We start from the raw sequence: 16,466 nt of genomic DNA, 5'->3' as shown, positions 1-16,466 counted from the left end.
GATTCTTGATTTAGACCCACTAGACCTTTAAATCGCCGCCGCGTCTACAAACCAAGTCATTCTCGCTGAACCTAGCATCTCGAGGTTACTTGGGTATAAACCAAATAAAAAGGACTTTATCTTTATGATCACTTGCTATGTTCGTTATGTCATTGATGCAAAAAAAACCAAAGAGTTTGAAGAGTACGCAAAAATGTGGATTCCGTTAGTAGAGAAATTTGGCGGACAACACAACGGCTACTATCTTCCATCTGAAGGTGCTAACAATATTGCACTGGCATTATTTACATTCCCAAGCCTCGCGGCGTATGAGGAATACCGAGAAAAGTCGCTCAACGATGAAGAGTGCATCCAAGCCTTTAAGTTCGCGGAAGAGACCGACTGTGTATTGAGTTACGAACGCAGCTTCTTCAGACCTGTTTTTAGCTAACTCAGCCACACCGCGCTTGATGCCAATATTCTTAAAAGCGCGGTGTTACTAATCTCTAACCTCAGTATGATGCAGACTTTCCATGCGACACATCGAAACGTTCGCCTCATTAAAATTGAGTGTGAAAACGCTCAATCAAGAAGTCCAAAAACAAACGAAGTCGCTTGGGTTGATACTGGCGGCTCAGGTAAATCACGTTCAAATCCGCACCTGCAGAAGAGGTCGATGCGTTGAAGTTCTTCATATAGCCATTTAACACCGTCACTAAACGCTGCTGTTTGATGTCCTCTTGTACATCAAGAATCGATTTCAACGCAATACCCGCGCCATCTAACGCCCATTGACGAATCACTTCGCCATCATCAGAAAAACGCTTCGGTACGACAATAACAACATTGTGCTGCTCTTCATCTTGAAAGTGCCATGTTTTCAACTCTTCATTGCTGCGAACCATGGCTAAACAATCGTGATGTGCTAAATCTTGTGGCGTGATCGGCGTGCCTTTCTTTGCCAAATACTGAGGAGAAGCACAAAGTACTCGGCGACTGGACGCCAGTTTGCGAGAGATAAGGTTGCTGTCGGCTAGCTCCCCATATCGGATAACGATGTCCAAACCGGACTCAGCTAAGTTGGATAAGTTATCGTTCAAATACAGATAAGGGATCACATCGGGATAGAGCTGACTAAATTCCGACAGTATTGGCGAAATGTATTGCTTTCCAATATCACGAGGAGCCGAGATTTTAAGTGTGCCGCGCACTTCTTTGGTGCCAGTTTGGAGTAAGTTCTCCGTCTCTTTGACGCTGTCGATGATTTCCAAGCATGCCTGATGGTACATAGCGCCAGAGTCCGTCAGTGAGATATGCCTTGTACTGCGATTAAGTAATTTCACCCCATAGCGATCTTCCAGCGACTGCAATCTTGCCGTTACTGTTGCTGGCGATAAGCCGAGTTCTCTGCCAGCCGCCGCCAACCCTTGGTTCTTCACTATGCTGACAAACAGCGTCATATCCGAAAACTTGTCCACATTCCCTCCTTAAACTTCATTATTCATCTGAGCTGAATAATCAATTCAAATATTACTCAATTATCAAATTTATTCCAATCAATATACTGACTCCATCGAAACGAGATTGGAGAAACAAATCATGACAACAGAAAAAACCATTTATGTCGTACTGGGTGGCACATCAGGTATTGGCGCTGAACTTAGCCAACAACTTGCGAGCGACAATGCGGTTGTCCACGTAGCAAGCCGCAAAACAGGGTTAGACATCAGCGATGAACAGTCGGTTTACCACTACTTCGAAACTATTGGTGCTTTTGACCACCTGATCGTCACAGCAGGTTCTTATGCTCCAGCAGGCAAAGTGGTGGATGTAGAAGTTTCCCAAGCAAAATACGCGTTCGATACCAAATTTTGGGGCGCCATCAACGCAGCGAAACATGGAGCACGCTACATCAAGAAAGGCGGATCAATAACGCTAACTTCCGGCATGTTATCGCGCAAAGTTGTTGCTAACACCTACGTAAAAACCGCGATTAACGCTGCCATTGAAGCAACCACAAAAGTACTGGCGAAAGAACTGGCTCCAATCAGAGTGAATGCAGTCAGCCCAGGTTTGACCAAAACTGAGGCGTATCAAGGCATGAACGAAGACGACAGAAATGCCATGTACAAACGCACACAAAATAGCTTACCAGTGGGCAAAGTTGGCGAAGCCAGTGACGTTGCAAAAGCTTACCTACTTCTGATTGAAAACAACTATATGACCGGTGCCGTGATTGATGTCGATGGTGGCGCACTACTTGGCTAACAACACACGTTTGGATAACAACAAATAAAAACAAGGTGCCAGAGCAAGAAAAAAGCATGGCACCAATGGGTTAAAACTAATTAAAAAAAGAGACTCCCCCCATGAATAAAGAAAAAATGCCGCTGCAGGTATGGATCTTAACACTTGCAGCTTTTGCTATCGGTACCGCAGAATTTGTTATTGCAGGAATCCTTCCTCAAGTCGCCAACTCTTTGTCCATCACGGAAGGACAAGCCGGTTACCTAATCAGTGCCTACGCACTTGCCATTGTATTTGGCGGTCCGCTACTTACGATTTACTTAGCACGCTTTAACAAGAAAGCCGTACTGGCTGGGCTAATGGTGCTGTTTATTCTCGGCAACGTGTTGTCCGCTTTCGCGCCGAACTACTTTGTATTGATGGTCAGCCGAGTGATCACAGGTTTAGTTCAAGGTCCTTTCTACGGCATCGGTGCCGTGGTAGCGACCAATTTGGTTTCAGAAAAAATGGCAGGTCGTGCGGTCGGACAAATGTTCGCGGGCTTAACGCTGGCTAACGTTTTAGGTGTGCCTGGCGGTACCTGGATTGGCTTGCAATTCGGCTGGCACACCACTTTCTTGACCGTTGCAGCTTTCGGTTTAGTGGCTCTGTTTTTTATCACTTCAGTGATCAAATCCACCGGTCATGGCGAAGCAAAAGATGTCAAAGCACAATTAGCTGCGTTCAAAAACCCAATGCTACTTATCAGCCTTGCGATCACCGTATTTGCTTGGTCGGGATTCATGACTCTGTATGGCTACATCGCCCCTATCGCCATGCACATCACAGGCTTTGGTGAAAGTGCCGTAACTTGGATTCTGGTTATTGTTGGTGTCGGTCTGATTGTTGGTAACACCATGGGTGGTCGTTCATCGGATAAAAACCTACAAAAAGCGTCTATGTTCTGGGCTATCGCGATGATTGTGTCACTCGTACTGGTCGGAATCACTGTAGACAGCAAAGTGCTGTTCATTGCCACCGCCTTTGTATTTGGTATTGCGTCATTCGCTAACGTACCAGCAATGCAACTTCGAGTAATGAACCACGGTGGTGAAGGTCAGGAATTAGCAGCGACAGCAAACATCTCGGCGTTCAACTTAGCTAATGCCTTTGGCGGTTTCTTAGGCGGTATGGTGCTCGATAGCCAAATGGGCGCAGGCATGATCCCTTATGCAGCCATCATTGTTCCACTGATTGGTTTGCTATTCATCGCCAAGGCAAACCGCAAAGAAAACAAACAGGCTGAGTTAGCTCCGAGCTTCAACAACTAATGTCATCCCTACAAGTAGCCCTGACTTAACGCTTCTCGAGCAAGCGGGGCTACCCAATACGAATCACCAGGAAAACACTATGAAACTCTACATTTACGAACATTGCCCATTCAGTGCTCGCGTCCGCTACGTTGCTGGCATGCTGAATATCCAACTCGACGTCATCAATATTGCTTATGACGACGATAAAACCACAACAGACCTGATTGGAACCAAGCAAGTGCCACTTCTTATCAAAGACAACGGTGAAGCGATGGCAGAAAGTCTCGATATCATCGCTTACTTCCTTGAACTGGCAACATCAAGTGAAACAAGCCAACCGTCGCAAGCGGTGTTGGATTGGCAAAAAATCGCGTTCCTTCCATTACAAAAAGTGGGTTACCCACGTTGGTCAAACATGGATTTGCCAGAGTTTGCCACTCAGTCTGCACAACAAGCTTGGCGCGCAAAAAAGGAAACGGATGCACTCAATTTTGATGCACTTCTGCAAGACACACCAAACATTGCCAAAGAGGTCGAAGCGCTCATTGAACGTGCGAAAAGCGTGTTGAATCTCGACTCTTATCAGCATGTGACTTTGGTAGACGAAGCGATCCTATTTTCTATTTTGCGCGGGTTCTTCAGCGCCGCAGAAATCCAATGGGACAACGCTGTGAAAGATTGGATGGAATCTGTAAGCAACAAAACCCAAGTACCACTACTTAAGTAAGGAATCGATCATGAGCAAACTATTTGAACCAACACAGCTGAAACAACTAACTCTGCAAAACCGCGTAGCCATGGCTCCAATGACCCGAGCGCGCACTAGCCAACCGGGAAACATTCCAAACCAAATGATGGCGACTTACTACAAGCAGCGCGCTACCGCAGGGTTAATCATCTCTGAAGCCACCCAGATTTCAGACGATTCGCAGGGTTACTCATTCACACCAGGCGTCTACACTGATGAGCAAGTGGCAGGCTGGAAAACCGTCACTCAAGCAGCAAAAGAGCAAGGCGCAGCTATGTTTTGTCAGTTATGGCATGTTGGTCGTGTATCACACCCGACATTCCAAAAAGGCGAACAGCCTATTGCCCCATCAGCACTAAAACCCGTAGAAACCCAAGTGTGGATTGCCGACGAGCAAGGCAACGGCAACATGGTCGATTGTGTAGAGCCACGAGCGATGACTCAAGCCGATATTGACCGTGTGGTAAGTGATTTTGCCCATGCAGCGAAACGTGCGATTGAAGCAGGCTTCGATGGCGTCGAAATCCACGGCGGTAATGGTTACCTGATTGACCAGTTCCTACGTACTAATTCAAACCACAGAACCGACAACTACGGCGGTACTCGCGAAAACCGACTTCGCTTTTTATTAGAAGTGGTCGATGCGGTGAGCGAAGCCATTGGTGCCAACAAAGTAGGAGTACGACTCGCACCTTTCATCACTTTCAAGGACATGAACTGCCCGGACATTGTGCCAACCATCCTCGATGCATCGAAACAACTTCAAGCTCGTGATATTGCGTACTTACACCTGTCTGAAGCGGATTGGGACGACGCACCAGTGATTCCAGAAAGCTTCCGCATCGAACTGCGCGAATACTTCACCAACACGATTATCGTCGCGGGCAGTTACACCCAAGAGCGTGCTGACAAGGTACTTGAGAAAGGTTATGCGGATTTAGTCGCGTTTGGACGCCCGTTTGTGTCTAACCCAGACTTGGTGGCGCGCTTACAGCACCAACAACCTCTGGCAGAACTGGATGGCTCCACACTCTTTGGTGGTAATGAACACGGCTATACAGATTATCCGGCGCTTGGTTGAGAGGCTTTACCCGCTTCTGATAACGATTCATAGCGTGCCGTATTTCTCAGATTAATCAGTTGCTATCCCATAAAAAGAAAAGCGCAACACAGCTCAACGTTTTCTTAAGTTTGAGTGTAATAAACTGGCTGCATATTCAGAATGCAAATTTAGGAGAACGCTCGTGTCCGATGAAAAAACAAAACAGGAAGTGACGGTTGTTGATATTAAAATGCCATTTATGTCGATGGTGATCTTTATGGTCAAGTTCGCTATCGCTTCAATTCCTGCAATGATCATCCTAGGTATTATTTTCAGTATCTTCGGGGCGCTTTTCGGTGGGATGTTCCACGGTATGGGTCACATGTAACCGACTAATCCACAAATAAAAACACTCTCCACGTTTTACCCATGGAGAGTGTTTCTTTTTAATCCACCAACACTAAAGAATCTAAGATACCTTTACCGCTGTGGATGCCACCTTCGTTTTCACTGGCTGGTTTACTGCGAATCAAATAACCAGCGTAGCCATCCAATTGCGTTACAGGTTCACCTTGATAGTGCGCCGTGAATAAACCAATTTCACTCACAAGGTCCGTCACCACGCTCTGCTTTGCATCACGCACTGCAATCGTCGGTATTTCTCTTTCATGCGGATACAAACGCTGCATCAAAGCCCAAGCACTGTATTGCTCTTGTGGCAGTCGACTCAGTTGTTTCGCTATATCTTCACCAAAGATACAGTGACCACCGCCCTCGCCTTGGTTTTTCAATACCCATTCGTCTTTGTTACCAGAAGCAGCAAACCATTTAATCGTATCAGTGTTAATTGGCTTCATCTCTGCCAATACGCTTTTGACCAACTCGGCTTCTTCAAGATTGAGTCCCCAGCGCTGATACTCACTTGCCGGCATCATAGTTAACAACATTTGCATTGATTTACTGGTAGCCAACTGTTGGCTGATGGTCGCATTCATCGCTACGTAGTGCTTTTCCATGAACAAACGAGTCTGGCTCAAGGTATGGCAACAGATTGGTTCATTTAGCTCTGGCGAGAAGTAGTCCATATATTGATAACCTGCGCGCAAGTACACAACGTCAAGACCGCCGATGTTATCTAGCAAGAGGCGTTGCTTGTCACCGCTCGATAGCTGTGAACTTAACTGCTCAAAGGTACGTCTTACTGTGCGAACGCCAAGCTTCTGCAATTCCACTTCGAGTAAGTGTTGGTCATATACATTGTCTTCGTTTTTCTGCACCACCATCAGAAACGTCGGTGCGCCTTCTTCATTAAAATGCGCTTTGACTTTTCTCGCGGCAGTGGCAATGCCAAGCGCAAGTTGCTGCATGCCTTGGTTATCGGCTGGTGTTGCCGTTTTATCTTCTAACCATTGTTGGTAAACGCTGCCCCACAGAGAGCTCAAAAATTGATGCAGCTCTGTGGCACGCTGACCGAAAGGCGCCATCCCAGCCGCAATGCCATTAAACTCGATCACTTTCGCGCCGTGTTGACGATCATCCATAAAGTCGGTTCGCATTAACAACAGCGGTTGGCGCGCAGCTTCATGGTGGACCTCTTTGTGCAGTTCCAATAAACGCTCAAAGAAAGTATCGGCTTTGCCTAGCTCGGCTAGGGAGGTTTGCAGGAATTCATAATCTTCAGACACATGACTGATCAGCTTGGCGATCAACGGCGTCACTTTCTTCAAATGTGCGAACACATCACGCTCTATCGTCATTGGCGCAAAGCTAAAAGGACAGTGTCTTGCGGTGTTATCTGCTTGACGAAATGACACACCGTGCATGATTGCCCACTCACAAGCTTCTTCAATCACTTGTTGCGGGATGGTTTGTTTGTCTGAGGTACTCATGGTTTTGCTTCAAAATTTTTCGCCTAATGTACTTAAGACGCTGGAAGTTGCAATAAGACGCACACTTTCTCGATTTATTTTTTGTTTTTTTGCTCAACAAAGCGCCGAGTCATATCCCGCCTTGTGTTTAACCCTCTTTCTTTGCGGTGGATGACTGGTTAAAATGCACAAAATTGCGCACTAACTGGATAGATCATGCCAAAACTTACCCTTCAAGAGCAGATGCTAAAAGCAGGCTTGGTTAACGAGAAAAAACTGAAAAAAGCGAAAAAAGGCTCTAAAAAATCACGCGTTCAAGCTCGCGAAGTAAAAGCGGCGGTTGAAGAGAACAAACGTCAGCAGTTAGAGCGTGACAAGCAATTGAGCGAGCAACAAAACGCAGAGCGCTTGAACAAAGAAATCAAAGCGCAAATCAACCAACTGATTGAAATGAACAAGGTTGATTTGAAAGATGGAGACATCAAATACAACTTCACACACGGTACGCTTGTGAAGTCTTTGTACGTTGAGTCAGAGATCCGCGAACAGCTTATCAAAGGCATCTTGGCAATCGCGATTGTTGGTGAAAGCTACGTTGTCATCCCACGTGGTGTAGCAAACAAGATTGCTCAACGCGATGAATCTGTGATCATCGAGCAAAAAGAACCAGAAGCAGACATCCCGGCAGAAGATGACCCGTACGCAGATTTCGTCGTACCAGACGATCTAATGTGGTAATGCTCCACTTCTTGGAACCCAAATTGAAAAAGCCGCGATCATCGCGGCTTAATTATTTCTGCGTCTTTTGATTTCTGTATCTTTTCGTTTTGGCATCAGAGCCCTATTGGGAAAGCAGTGTTGGCCAATGCTTATTAGCACTCGCAATATTACCAGGAATGTCTTCTTCCCATGTCGCTTGCACAGATTTACTGTAGTTGAGATAGAGCTTGCCATTCTCAATTGACCATGCATTCGGGTCTATCTTTGCGGTGTAACCTTTGCTTACTGCCCAAGCACAATAACCACCATATTGCGGTGCAAATTTCTCAGGATTTTTCGCAAATGCATCTCGATTTTCAGCCGATGAAAAGTACCATTTGGCATCATTCCAACGGTAAGTGAAATCGCTGTCACCTTTTACCGGTTTCGATTGAGTGAAGTATGCGACAGGGTCATAACCACGAATCGCTTTACCGAGAAAGTCGCTATAAACAGGATCAAGCGCGAAAGCAGGAAGCGTCAAACTCCCCCAAATGAAGAATACGCTCAAAAGTTTCGATATCAGCTTCATAACTTCCTCTCTCATCTTATCCAATGTCGATAATCAGTCGCTTACCAGTATAGACAGGAAAAATCAGAAGAAACTTTCAGGTTTAAAGCATCTCAGCCTCGAAACGCGCCGTTCGAGCTTGGGCGATAGTACAGTTGGTTTCAGACATCAACCCCGCCAAAGTAATGTTTGGATTCTCCAAGACCAATCGAATCAGCTTGGCTTCCAAAGGTTCAAGCTTATCGCTGTGTTTAGCCAGACCAACTTCCATTTTGTTTATCACGAACCGCATCGGCTCAGATTCTTCTGCCTTGATATGATCGAGGAACACTTTTAAATCCAACGCATCACCAGCAATTTGCCAATTACGAGAGCGTCGAATGCGCTTCATTTCGCACTTCTTCTCAGCCGCAATTGCTTTAGCTCGCTTAGCATGATCGCCACCAATTCGGTGAATCAAAGATGGTAGAGGGATGGAGATAGTCTTGTCAGTCATCACAATAGTGGCATGGTTAATTTCGTCGCCTATGATAAACAGCTCGCCTCATTTTTTCATCGAGAAAACCTAATCGTTTTCAAAGCGTGGTGATTTTGGTCGAAAATACAAGGTTTATGCTTGCCCGCTCAATAGACTTTAAAGATTCTGGCACCTTTCATTCTTGGACAAGGTGATATAAGAAATGGAGCGCATTTTAAGCCCTTATATTTCTGGCTATTTGCATTTAAATGGCAAGCCCGTCGAGGGCATCAATATAGAAAGGACGATTGTTTTCAACGGTGTTGCTTCTGACTCGACGCAATCTGACGCCGAAGGGCACTTTGTTTTTGAAGCTGTGCTGTTAGATTCCAAACACCAACAACATTCTTTGCAAGATATTCGAGTGAAGCTGGATCTGAGTACCGAGTTTCAAGGTGATGAAGTGACGATATGGCAATCAAAAGTACACTCATTTCACCCGTCTTCCCTTCTGCTCATTTCTCTTGAAAGCTTAGCTTGTAATTTGGACGCCCCACTCAAAGTATTCACGTACCCTACAACACAAACGGAACCAGTCACCAATGAAATCTATAGTGTTTGCGACCTAAATGCGCTTACTTTCGAAGAGCTTTATTAGGTATTACCCCACCACAGACACATTATCAGCCACCCATTTAAGAAGCTGTTTTGCGGCTTTGGACAGCACTTGGTTTTGGCGCACTATGTAGCCAAAATCTGTGTTGGGGAAACTAGGTAATGGCGTGACTTCTCGCGAGAGTTTCAACCTTGGGTCGAGGGAGAAGTCAGGTACAATCGCAGTTCCAAATCCGGCTTCAGCCCAATCTATTTGAGCTTCAACACTGCCAACTTCCATGACCCTATGCCTAGGAAGATTTAGCTCTGGTAGAGACGCGTCAATCAACTCGCGCGTTCGGGTATCGTGACCGAGCAAGATTAATGTTTGGTTCTCTTCACTGTTTTCTCGCCAATCGAAGATGTTATCACCGAAAGCACACCAATGAATCTGAGTAAGTGACGTAAAGTGCAATGGTTGGCTCTCTTTCTGCGCAATAACAAAGCCTATGTCTGCACGAGCACTTTTCACCAAATCTACCGCTTGTGATGATGTAGTGTTGAACAGCGCCAAATCAATTCCAGGATATTCACTTTTAAACTGTTGAAAAGGCTTGATAAGTAATAGGCGCGAGACAATATCACTCGCTGCAATCGAGAGCGTTCCTTGCGTTAAGTCATTGATGGCATTGAGGTCGGATTGGCAGATTTGCAACTCATTCAGCATGTGCTCGGCAGTGTCTAACAAACGCTTTCCGGCTTGGGTCAATTGCACAGGGTTGCGTTCAATCAACTTAGTGCGAGTGGCTTGTTCTAGCTGTTTGATATGAAGACTCACATTTGGCTGCGTCATGTGCAGTTCAATCGCTGTTTTTCCGAAATGTTTCACTTCTGCCAAGGTGACAAACGTGCGTAACCAGTTCAAATCCAACATAGAAAATTACCCGATATGAGTTTCTTATCAAGTTAATGAGTATAATTAATTTCTCTTATTCATGCGAGCATCCTAAGATTTTCCGGTCTGTTTTTGGAGAATGAATTATGTCGTCTATCGTTGTTGTGGGTGCAAACTGGGGTGATGAAGGCAAAGGCCGCATCGTTGACTTTTTGGCAGAGCAAGCTTCTGCAAGCATTCGTTTCCAAGGTGGTAACAACGCGGGCCATACCGTAGTTAACGACCTAGGTACGTTTAAGCTACACCAGCTACCAAGTGGCGTTTTCAACCCTGACTGTTTGGCAGTATTAGGTCCGGGTATGGTAATCAGCCCAGCGTCGCTGTCTCAGGAGATTGCGGAAGTTGAAGAAGCGGGCGTTAAAGTGAACATGTGCATCTCTGATCGCGCAACACTGTGTCTACCTCTACACGCACTAGAAGATACGCTAGAAGAACAACGCTTAGGCGACAAAGCATACGGTTCAACTCGTCAAGGTATTGCACCTGCATACGGCGACCGTGTGATGAAAAAAGGCATCCTAGTTGGTTGGTTGAAGCAGCCAGAAGTCCTAGTAGAGCGCATCAAATTCTGGATGGAGTGGAAACTTCCTCAACTACATGCGCTTTACCCAACGTTCGAGTTTGAACAAACCGCTGAAGAGATGGCGAGCTGGTTGTTAGAAGTATCTGCACCTTGGCGTGACGCTATCTGCAACGTAACGCTGCCGCTAAAAGAACTGCAAGCAAAAGACCAAACTCTACTGTTCGAAGCGCAGCTAGGTGCAGGTCGTGACCTTGTTTACGGTGAGTACCCATGGACAACATCTTCAAACGTTGTGTCTATGTATGCTGGTATCGGTAGTGGTCTTCCTGCTCTTCGTCCAGAGCGTGTTATTGCGGTAGCAAAAGCGTTCAGCTCATCGGTAGGTACCGGCACACTAATTACTGCAATGGAAGAGCAAGATGCATTCCGTGAACTAGCGGGTGAGTTCGGTGCAACAACAGGTCGTCCACGTGACATGGGTTACTTCGATGCAGTAGCGACGAAGAACGGTGTTGAGCTTCAAGCAGCGACTGAAATCGCACTGACAAAAGTGGACTGTCTGACTGGTCTTAAAGATCTAAAAATCTGTGTTGGTTACGAAGGCGAGCACAGCGAAAACCCAATTTGGCCTCAAACGGCTGCACTAGCACCAATCTACGAGAAGATGGATAGCTGGAGCGAAGACATTACTGGTTGTCGTAAATTCGAAGAGCTACCAGTCGCGGCACAAAAATACGTTCTACGTATTGAAGAGCTGATGGGTGTACCTGTGAAGATGGTATCGGTTGGTCCTGGTCGTGAACAAATGATTATGCGCTAAGACGTGAATTAACACGTCTATTGGCAAGCGGCTTTTATCTTTTCCGGGGTAAAGCCGCTTTTTTTTTTAGTTTTATCCCGTCATTGTGTGCTTCCAGCACAGTATGCTGTCATTCAGTCATCATCGACAAACTATACGCCCACACAAAGTTACAAATAAAGCTCAAAAGAGAAATAAAAGCTCAGCAAAAAACACCAAAACCTCTCATATTCATGACTATCTCATCATCAAAAACCAGCATTTTCATCGATCATAAATCCAGTATTTAATCTCAAAAACTTCACTCCCAGAAACAAATAAAATCACATCAAAATCACCCTAAGATAATGCAAAAAAATCGTCTTTATCTCAGCCAATTTCTACTCGAACAGGCACGACCAGTTGCCTAAATAGCAACTAAAATTGAATAAACTCGCTTTATGGTCGCCTTATATTTAAATAAGGAAACCCATACTTTTTATTTTAAAATAGTAGTTTATAGATAATTTATAAGATCTAACTCACACTTTGAAATGTTCAATTCCTAAAAATGAGACACTTGTTATAGTTTTACGCAATTACTTGCTGGTAGCACCGATAACTGTGAACAATAAATTCTTTAAAAATCCGTCCAAGAGTTGGAGTGACAACATTGCATTAATAGTTGTTGGTGTACTCTCTTTTAGCATCACTATGCTGGCTTTTATCCCTTTTGCACACCAATATCATAAAAAGCTCACAGAAGAAGCTATCTTGACGATTGAGTCTGAATTTCACGATAACGTGGAGCAGTTAACACACCTGTTAGACGATAACTTTTTTCTTAAGTCGTGCGACGAGCTTATCCATGATCTCAGGACAAGCATTTTTGGTTTGGGCATGGCAAAAGACATTGCCACCTTCGATCAAAACGGAAAAGTGTTGTGCACGAGTAGCGAACGCCACCCGTCTTTCAGTATCTATTCGTCAATATTGACGCGTCTTGGTGACAGTGATGTGCATGCAACATTGGCTTTTACTAAGCGAGCGCTCACCAACAACCAAGCTCTGATTCTCTTTTTCACCAAACAACAAGGACGAGGAATCAGTGTTGTTTTCCCGAAAGAGGTTTTGGAAGTTCTCGTTAGCGATATATTTCGTTTTGGTGATATGGATTACCGAATCGACATCACAGACAAAACCGCTATAGATTCCATTGCACTCAACCCACTTAGAATGGAACAAGCCAGTTCCGAGATTTTGCCTTTTACCGTCTACTCTGCAATCAGCTATCCATTCTATTTTCAGTTCTTAGGTAGCAAGCTTTGGATTGGGTTGTTGGGAATGGCGTGTGCGTTGATTGTTCACCTATTTTTCTCTTCCAAGAAGTTCGCCAAAAATAGCTTAGAATTCTCTCTTGCTCTTGCCATTAAAGGACGTAACTTAACCGTTCATTATCAACCCATTGTCGATCAACGTGATGGCAGCGTTATTGGTGGAGAGTCACTTGTTCGCTGGAACGATCCAGTACAAGGGTTTATTTCACCAAGCATCTTTATCCCTCTGGCAGAAAAGGTGGGGTTGATCGATCAGATCACTTACCTTGTGCTAGATAAAGTGATCAGCATGATAAGCAGTAACAAGCTTGCGTTCCATGACCGCTACATTAGCGTCAACGTGAGCCGCTCATTGATCCTCAGAGAAGACTTTATTCAAGAGGTTGAATCGCGTCTTAAATATCATTATTTCATTAGTGAGCGTTTGGTGTTTGAAATCACCGAAGAAGCCATCTTCAGCGCGAGTGAACTGGCTGTACTTCGAAAGCACTTGGACCGATTAACCGCACTTGGTATCCGAATTGCGGTGGATGATTTTGGTACCGGATATTCGGGTTTAGATTTTATCGGTCAATATTCATTCGACATCATCAAAATCGACCGCGTATTCGTTAACAACCTTGGTAATGGCCAGACGATCCAACCTTTGTTGGAAGCAATCCACACCCTGACAAGAAACCTAAGCATGTCAGTGATTGTCGAAGGAGTAGAAGAGCGAGCGCAATTGCAAGTCTTGCACGATCTCGGTTTTTACAACATTCAAGGGTTCTACTTTTCAAAACCACTACCTAAACCTCTCTTTCTCGATTATTTAGAAGTAAAGCCAACCGTCGCTTTTCAAAAGTTCGCACCTGCCGTCAGTTAAGCAGCGATCATCAACCAGCAGTTGAACAAGCAAATTGGAGCTCGTATGGCTAACCAAAGGTAACTCAAGTGAACTGTCACTCCGAGTTCTCTCGCAGGGTCTTTACTTACAAATCAATTAATTACAATTAATCAAATGTTGTCCAGATTACCGGAACATCTCACTTGTTAATGAAGCACGCCAATTAGGTTAAACACTTGATTTAATGTTCTTTAAGTGATTAGTTGATCACGATTTTCATCTGTAAATTGGTGAAGTTGTACTCAAAAAATCTACTGTTCTGTTTTTAGGATAGATAACGTTTCCCCCAACATCTAACCCAAAAACAGGTGATTCCTATGACCACAAAGTTTCTCCGCCTCAGTTCGATCACGCTTGGTTTGTGCATGAGCTCATTTGCTTTTGCCAATGCCGATTTACCAAACATCAAAATTCTGGCGACTGGCGGCACTATCGCTGGCGCAGGTCAATCTGCGACAGAATCAAATTACACCGCAGGCAAAGTCGGTGTTGATTCGTTGATCGCCGCCGTACCCAGTATGACGAAGATCGCCGACATTTCTGGCGAGCAAGTGGTCAGCATCGGCTCTCAAGATATGAATGATGAGGTGTGGCTTAAGTTGGCTAAACGAGTGAATGAGTTACTCGCCCAAGATGACGTGGATGGCATTGTGATTACTCATGGCACTGATACATTAGAAGAGACAGCCTACTTCCTCGATTTAACGGTAAAAAGCGATAAACCAGTGGTTATCGTTGGTGCAATGCGCCCTTCTACTGCAATGAGTGCTGACGGTCCGGTTAATCTCTATAATGCGGTGGTCACAGCAACAGACGAAGATTCTCAAGGTCGTGGTGTACTGGTTGCGATGAATGACACCATCTTTGATGCGCGTGACGTAACAAAAACTAACACAACGTCAGTCAGCACTTTCCAATCTCCTAACTTTGGTCCGCTAGGTTATATCCACAACAGTGATGCGAAATATCAAAGAAGCCCGGAACGTAAACACACTACTGAAACAACCTTCGATGTTTCCAAGCTCGATAAGTTGCCACAAGTCGGAATCGTTTATAACTATGCAAATGCGTCGAGCTTACCTGTTAAAGCATTCGTCGATGCGAAGTTTGATGGCATCGTCAGCGCAGGTGTCGGCAATGGTAACTTGTACCACACGGTATTTGATGAGTTAGAAAAAGCAAGCAAAGACGGCATTCTGGTTGTTCGTAGTTCTCGTACGCCTACCGGCTCAACCACTTTAGATGCAGAGGTTGATGATGATAAGTACGGTTTCGTAGCATCAGGTACACTAAACCCACAAAAAGCACGTATTTTGCTGATGCTATCACTGACACAAACCAAAAATTACCAAGACATTCAGAAGATGTTTCAGCATTACTAGGGTCTATTGACCTTTTGAGGTTAAATTTAAGAGGAGGCACAGGTGCCTCCTCTTTTTTTGATTTATTACAGGAAACTTAGCCGAACAAGCGGCGCTTCATCCCTGCTCTTTCAAGAATCCGCGTAGTGATCTCTTCTACAGACAAAGAAGACGTATTGATATACGGAATTGCTTCTCTTCTAAACAACGCTTCTACCGTATCTAGTTCCAGTTTGCATTGTTCCGTACTCGCGTATTCGCTGCCTGATAAGCGGTTCTCGCGAATCTCATTCAAACGTTCTGGATTGATGGTTAAGCCAAACAGTTTGTGTCGATGAATTTCGAACTCCGGCAACAAACGCATCATCTTGACGTCTTCAGCGATAAACGGGTAGTTCACCACACGTAAACCAAACTGCATCGCCATGTAAAGACTGGTTGGAGTTTTGCCACTGCGTGAGACGCCAAGCAGAATAATGTCAGCCTCCTCCAAGCCTTTGAGCGTAATACCATCATCATGAGCAAGTGTGTACTCAATCGCCGCGATACGGTCAAAGTAAGTATCGGAATCTTTGCTCACGCTTCTTGAACGCTGCATCTTAGGCTGAGGAGCCATCTGAATGTCATCTTGTACCTTTTGCACAATGCTTTCTAGCACGTCATAGCTGTAAGCGGGAGCTTTGAGCAACACTTCACGAATTTCTGGCACAACAATCGAAAAGAAAACCAGCGGTTTCACGCCATCACGTTGGTAGGAAATCTCGATTTCTTTGATGACATCGGCAACTTTGTCTTCACTTTCAACAAAAGGAAAGGTTTTTTCATTAGGAATAAAGGGAAACTGACCCAGAACAACATGTCCTAATGTCTCACATGTTATAGCCGTTCCGTCAGAAACATAGAATACATCACGACTTTGGTTATTTATTTGCATTTTAGTTTAATTTTTCAAATTCATTTGAGTAGGATGGTTTACATAATATTAATAAATGAGTTTGGCTTGCAATTACGTTCCCCACAGCTTTGAAAATTCTTCGGAGTTTTTTTCAGCAAATACGTAATCGTTTGCCTTTCATATCAACCAAGAAAAGTGTTGATACATGTTTGCGTCGGAAAATTCGTTTAAGCC

General features: G+C 44.8%; 17 protein-coding genes. 11 read left to right on the top strand and 6 right to left on the bottom strand.

What is annotated here, in order from left to right; translation table 11 throughout:
- Positions 1 to 124: 124 nt before the first annotated feature.
- Complete coding sequence (locus MHO32_RS14735; RefSeq protein ID WP_017188647.1) at positions 125 to 430, top strand: NIPSNAP family protein; 306 nt, start codon at positions 125 to 127, stop codon at positions 428 to 430.
- 109 nt (positions 431 to 539) lie between these two features.
- Here the strand turns inward: MHO32_RS14735 and MHO32_RS14730 are convergent, their stop codons facing one another.
- Complete coding sequence (locus MHO32_RS14730; protein ID WP_239212749.1) at positions 540 to 1,457, bottom strand: LysR family transcriptional regulator; 918 nt, start codon at positions 1,455 to 1,457, stop codon at positions 540 to 542.
- A gap of 121 nt (positions 1,458 to 1,578) precedes the next feature.
- Between MHO32_RS14730 and MHO32_RS14725 the strand changes: the two genes are divergently transcribed.
- The 5 genes from MHO32_RS14725 to MHO32_RS14705 all read left to right on the top strand — a co-directional run bounded on the left by MHO32_RS14725 (position 1,579) and on the right by MHO32_RS14705 (position 5,696).
- A complete protein-coding gene (locus tag MHO32_RS14725; protein WP_050940676.1) occupies positions 1,579 to 2,247 on the top strand; it encodes an SDR family oxidoreductase in 669 nt (222 codons plus the stop codon).
- Between the two features lie 101 nt (positions 2,248 to 2,348).
- The gene (locus tag MHO32_RS14720; RefSeq protein ID WP_239212747.1) at positions 2,349 to 3,536 is read left to right on the top strand and encodes an MFS transporter; all 1,188 of its coding nucleotides are present in this window, start codon (positions 2,349 to 2,351) and stop codon (positions 3,534 to 3,536) included.
- A gap of 79 nt (positions 3,537 to 3,615) precedes the next feature.
- Positions 3,616 to 4,245, top strand: a complete 630-nt coding sequence (locus MHO32_RS14715) for a GrxB family glutaredoxin (protein ID WP_009699218.1) — start codon at positions 3,616 to 3,618, stop codon at positions 4,243 to 4,245.
- A gap of 10 nt (positions 4,246 to 4,255) precedes the next feature.
- Complete coding sequence (locus tag MHO32_RS14710) at positions 4,256 to 5,347, top strand: alkene reductase (RefSeq protein ID WP_239212745.1); 1,092 nt, start codon at positions 4,256 to 4,258, stop codon at positions 5,345 to 5,347.
- A gap of 163 nt (positions 5,348 to 5,510) precedes the next feature.
- Positions 5,511 to 5,696: a hypothetical protein gene (locus MHO32_RS14705; RefSeq protein ID WP_239212743.1), complete on the top strand. Its 186-nt coding sequence runs from the start codon at positions 5,511 to 5,513 to the stop codon at positions 5,694 to 5,696.
- Between the two features lie 58 nt (positions 5,697 to 5,754).
- Here MHO32_RS14705 and MHO32_RS14700 read toward each other — a convergent pair whose 3' ends face one another.
- Positions 5,755 to 7,197, bottom strand: a complete 1,443-nt coding sequence (locus MHO32_RS14700; RefSeq protein ID WP_239212741.1) for a glutathione synthase — start codon at positions 7,195 to 7,197, stop codon at positions 5,755 to 5,757.
- Positions 7,198 to 7,392: 195 nt separating this feature from the next.
- Between MHO32_RS14700 and MHO32_RS14695 the strand changes: the two genes are divergently transcribed.
- Positions 7,393 to 7,914 (top strand): DUF2058 domain-containing protein, encoded by a 522-nt coding sequence (locus tag MHO32_RS14695; protein WP_239212739.1) that lies wholly within the window; start codon positions 7,393 to 7,395, stop codon positions 7,912 to 7,914.
- Between the two features lie 103 nt (positions 7,915 to 8,017).
- Here MHO32_RS14695 and MHO32_RS14690 read toward each other — a convergent pair whose 3' ends face one another.
- Together MHO32_RS14690 and MHO32_RS14685 are read right to left on the bottom strand one after the other, a co-directional pair.
- Positions 8,018 to 8,467: a YHS domain-containing (seleno)protein gene (locus tag MHO32_RS14690; protein WP_005451310.1), complete on the bottom strand. Its 450-nt coding sequence runs from the start codon at positions 8,465 to 8,467 to the stop codon at positions 8,018 to 8,020.
- An 82-nt stretch (positions 8,468 to 8,549) separates the two neighbouring features.
- The gene (locus MHO32_RS14685; protein WP_239212737.1) at positions 8,550 to 8,942 is read right to left on the bottom strand and encodes a ribosome recycling factor family protein; all 393 of its coding nucleotides are present in this window, start codon (positions 8,940 to 8,942) and stop codon (positions 8,550 to 8,552) included.
- Positions 8,943 to 9,126: 184 nt separating this feature from the next.
- Between MHO32_RS14685 and MHO32_RS14680 the strand changes: the two genes are divergently transcribed.
- Entirely contained in the window at positions 9,127 to 9,561 is a 435-nt protein-coding gene (locus tag MHO32_RS14680; RefSeq protein ID WP_239212735.1) for a DUF6795 domain-containing protein, read from the top strand.
- A gap of 3 nt (positions 9,562 to 9,564) precedes the next feature.
- On the opposite strand, the gene MHO32_RS14675 is transcribed toward MHO32_RS14680, so the two are convergent.
- Positions 9,565 to 10,431: a LysR family transcriptional regulator gene (locus MHO32_RS14675; RefSeq protein ID WP_005451305.1), complete on the bottom strand. Its 867-nt coding sequence runs from the start codon at positions 10,429 to 10,431 to the stop codon at positions 9,565 to 9,567.
- A 107-nt stretch (positions 10,432 to 10,538) separates the two neighbouring features.
- Between MHO32_RS14675 and MHO32_RS14670 the strand changes: the two genes are divergently transcribed.
- From MHO32_RS14670 to ansB, 3 genes are all read left to right on the top strand, one after another.
- Positions 10,539 to 11,795, top strand: coding sequence for an adenylosuccinate synthase (locus MHO32_RS14670; RefSeq protein WP_239212724.1), 1,257 nt, complete (start codon positions 10,539 to 10,541; stop codon positions 11,793 to 11,795).
- 672 nt (positions 11,796 to 12,467) lie between these two features.
- Positions 12,468 to 13,955: an EAL domain-containing protein gene (locus MHO32_RS14665; RefSeq protein WP_005451301.1), complete on the top strand. Its 1,488-nt coding sequence runs from the start codon at positions 12,468 to 12,470 to the stop codon at positions 13,953 to 13,955.
- Positions 13,956 to 14,293: 338 nt separating this feature from the next.
- Positions 14,294 to 15,358 (top strand): L-asparaginase 2, encoded by a 1,065-nt coding sequence (ansB, locus tag MHO32_RS14660; RefSeq protein WP_017819380.1) that lies wholly within the window; start codon positions 14,294 to 14,296, stop codon positions 15,356 to 15,358.
- A 76-nt stretch (positions 15,359 to 15,434) separates the two neighbouring features.
- Here the strand turns inward: ansB and ppsR are convergent, their stop codons facing one another.
- Positions 15,435 to 16,271 carry a posphoenolpyruvate synthetase regulatory kinase/phosphorylase PpsR gene (gene ppsR / locus MHO32_RS14655; RefSeq protein WP_005451298.1) on the bottom strand — a complete coding sequence of 279 codons (837 nt, stop codon included), beginning with the start codon at positions 16,269 to 16,271 and terminating at the stop codon, positions 15,435 to 15,437.
- Between the last annotated feature and the right edge of the window lie 195 nt (positions 16,272 to 16,466).

The sequence above is a fragment of the Vibrio sp. MMH1-50 genome, assembly GCF_022347645.1.
Classification (GTDB): Bacteria; Pseudomonadota; Gammaproteobacteria; order Enterobacterales; family Vibrionaceae; genus Vibrio; species Vibrio harveyi.
The sequence above is the reverse complement of the archived record's forward strand: the minus strand, read 5'-3'. Positions and strand labels throughout refer to the sequence as shown.

Excerpts from the sequence above, each read along its gene's own strand:
- MHO32_RS14735 (WP_017188647.1), top strand. The coding sequence starts at position 125 with ATGATCACTTGCTATGTTCGTTATGTCATTGATGCAAAAAAAACCAAA.
- MHO32_RS14725 (WP_050940676.1), top strand. The coding sequence starts at position 1,579 with ATGACAACAGAAAAAACCATTTATGTCGTACTGGGTGGCACATCAGGT.
- MHO32_RS14720 (WP_239212747.1), top strand. The coding sequence starts at position 2,349 with ATGAATAAAGAAAAAATGCCGCTGCAGGTATGGATCTTAACACTTGCA.
- MHO32_RS14715 (WP_009699218.1), top strand. The coding sequence starts at position 3,616 with ATGAAACTCTACATTTACGAACATTGCCCATTCAGTGCTCGCGTCCGC.
- MHO32_RS14710 (WP_239212745.1), top strand. The coding sequence starts at position 4,256 with ATGAGCAAACTATTTGAACCAACACAGCTGAAACAACTAACTCTGCAA.
- MHO32_RS14700 (WP_239212741.1), bottom strand. The coding sequence starts at position 7,197 with ATGAGTACCTCAGACAAACAAACCATCCCGCAACAAGTGATTGAAGAA.
- MHO32_RS14695 (WP_239212739.1), top strand. The coding sequence starts at position 7,393 with ATGCCAAAACTTACCCTTCAAGAGCAGATGCTAAAAGCAGGCTTGGTT.
- MHO32_RS14690 (WP_005451310.1), bottom strand. The coding sequence starts at position 8,467 with ATGAAGCTGATATCGAAACTTTTGAGCGTATTCTTCATTTGGGGGAGT.
- MHO32_RS14685 (WP_239212737.1), bottom strand. The coding sequence starts at position 8,942 with ATGACTGACAAGACTATCTCCATCCCTCTACCATCTTTGATTCACCGA.
- MHO32_RS14680 (WP_239212735.1), top strand. The coding sequence starts at position 9,127 with ATGGAGCGCATTTTAAGCCCTTATATTTCTGGCTATTTGCATTTAAAT.
- MHO32_RS14675 (WP_005451305.1), bottom strand. The coding sequence starts at position 10,431 with ATGTTGGATTTGAACTGGTTACGCACGTTTGTCACCTTGGCAGAAGTG.
- MHO32_RS14670 (WP_239212724.1), top strand. The coding sequence starts at position 10,539 with ATGTCGTCTATCGTTGTTGTGGGTGCAAACTGGGGTGATGAAGGCAAA.
- MHO32_RS14665 (WP_005451301.1), top strand. The coding sequence starts at position 12,468 with ATGCTGGCTTTTATCCCTTTTGCACACCAATATCATAAAAAGCTCACA.
- ansB (WP_017819380.1), top strand. The coding sequence starts at position 14,294 with ATGACCACAAAGTTTCTCCGCCTCAGTTCGATCACGCTTGGTTTGTGC.
- ppsR (WP_005451298.1), bottom strand. The coding sequence starts at position 16,271 with ATGCAAATAAATAACCAAAGTCGTGATGTATTCTATGTTTCTGACGGA.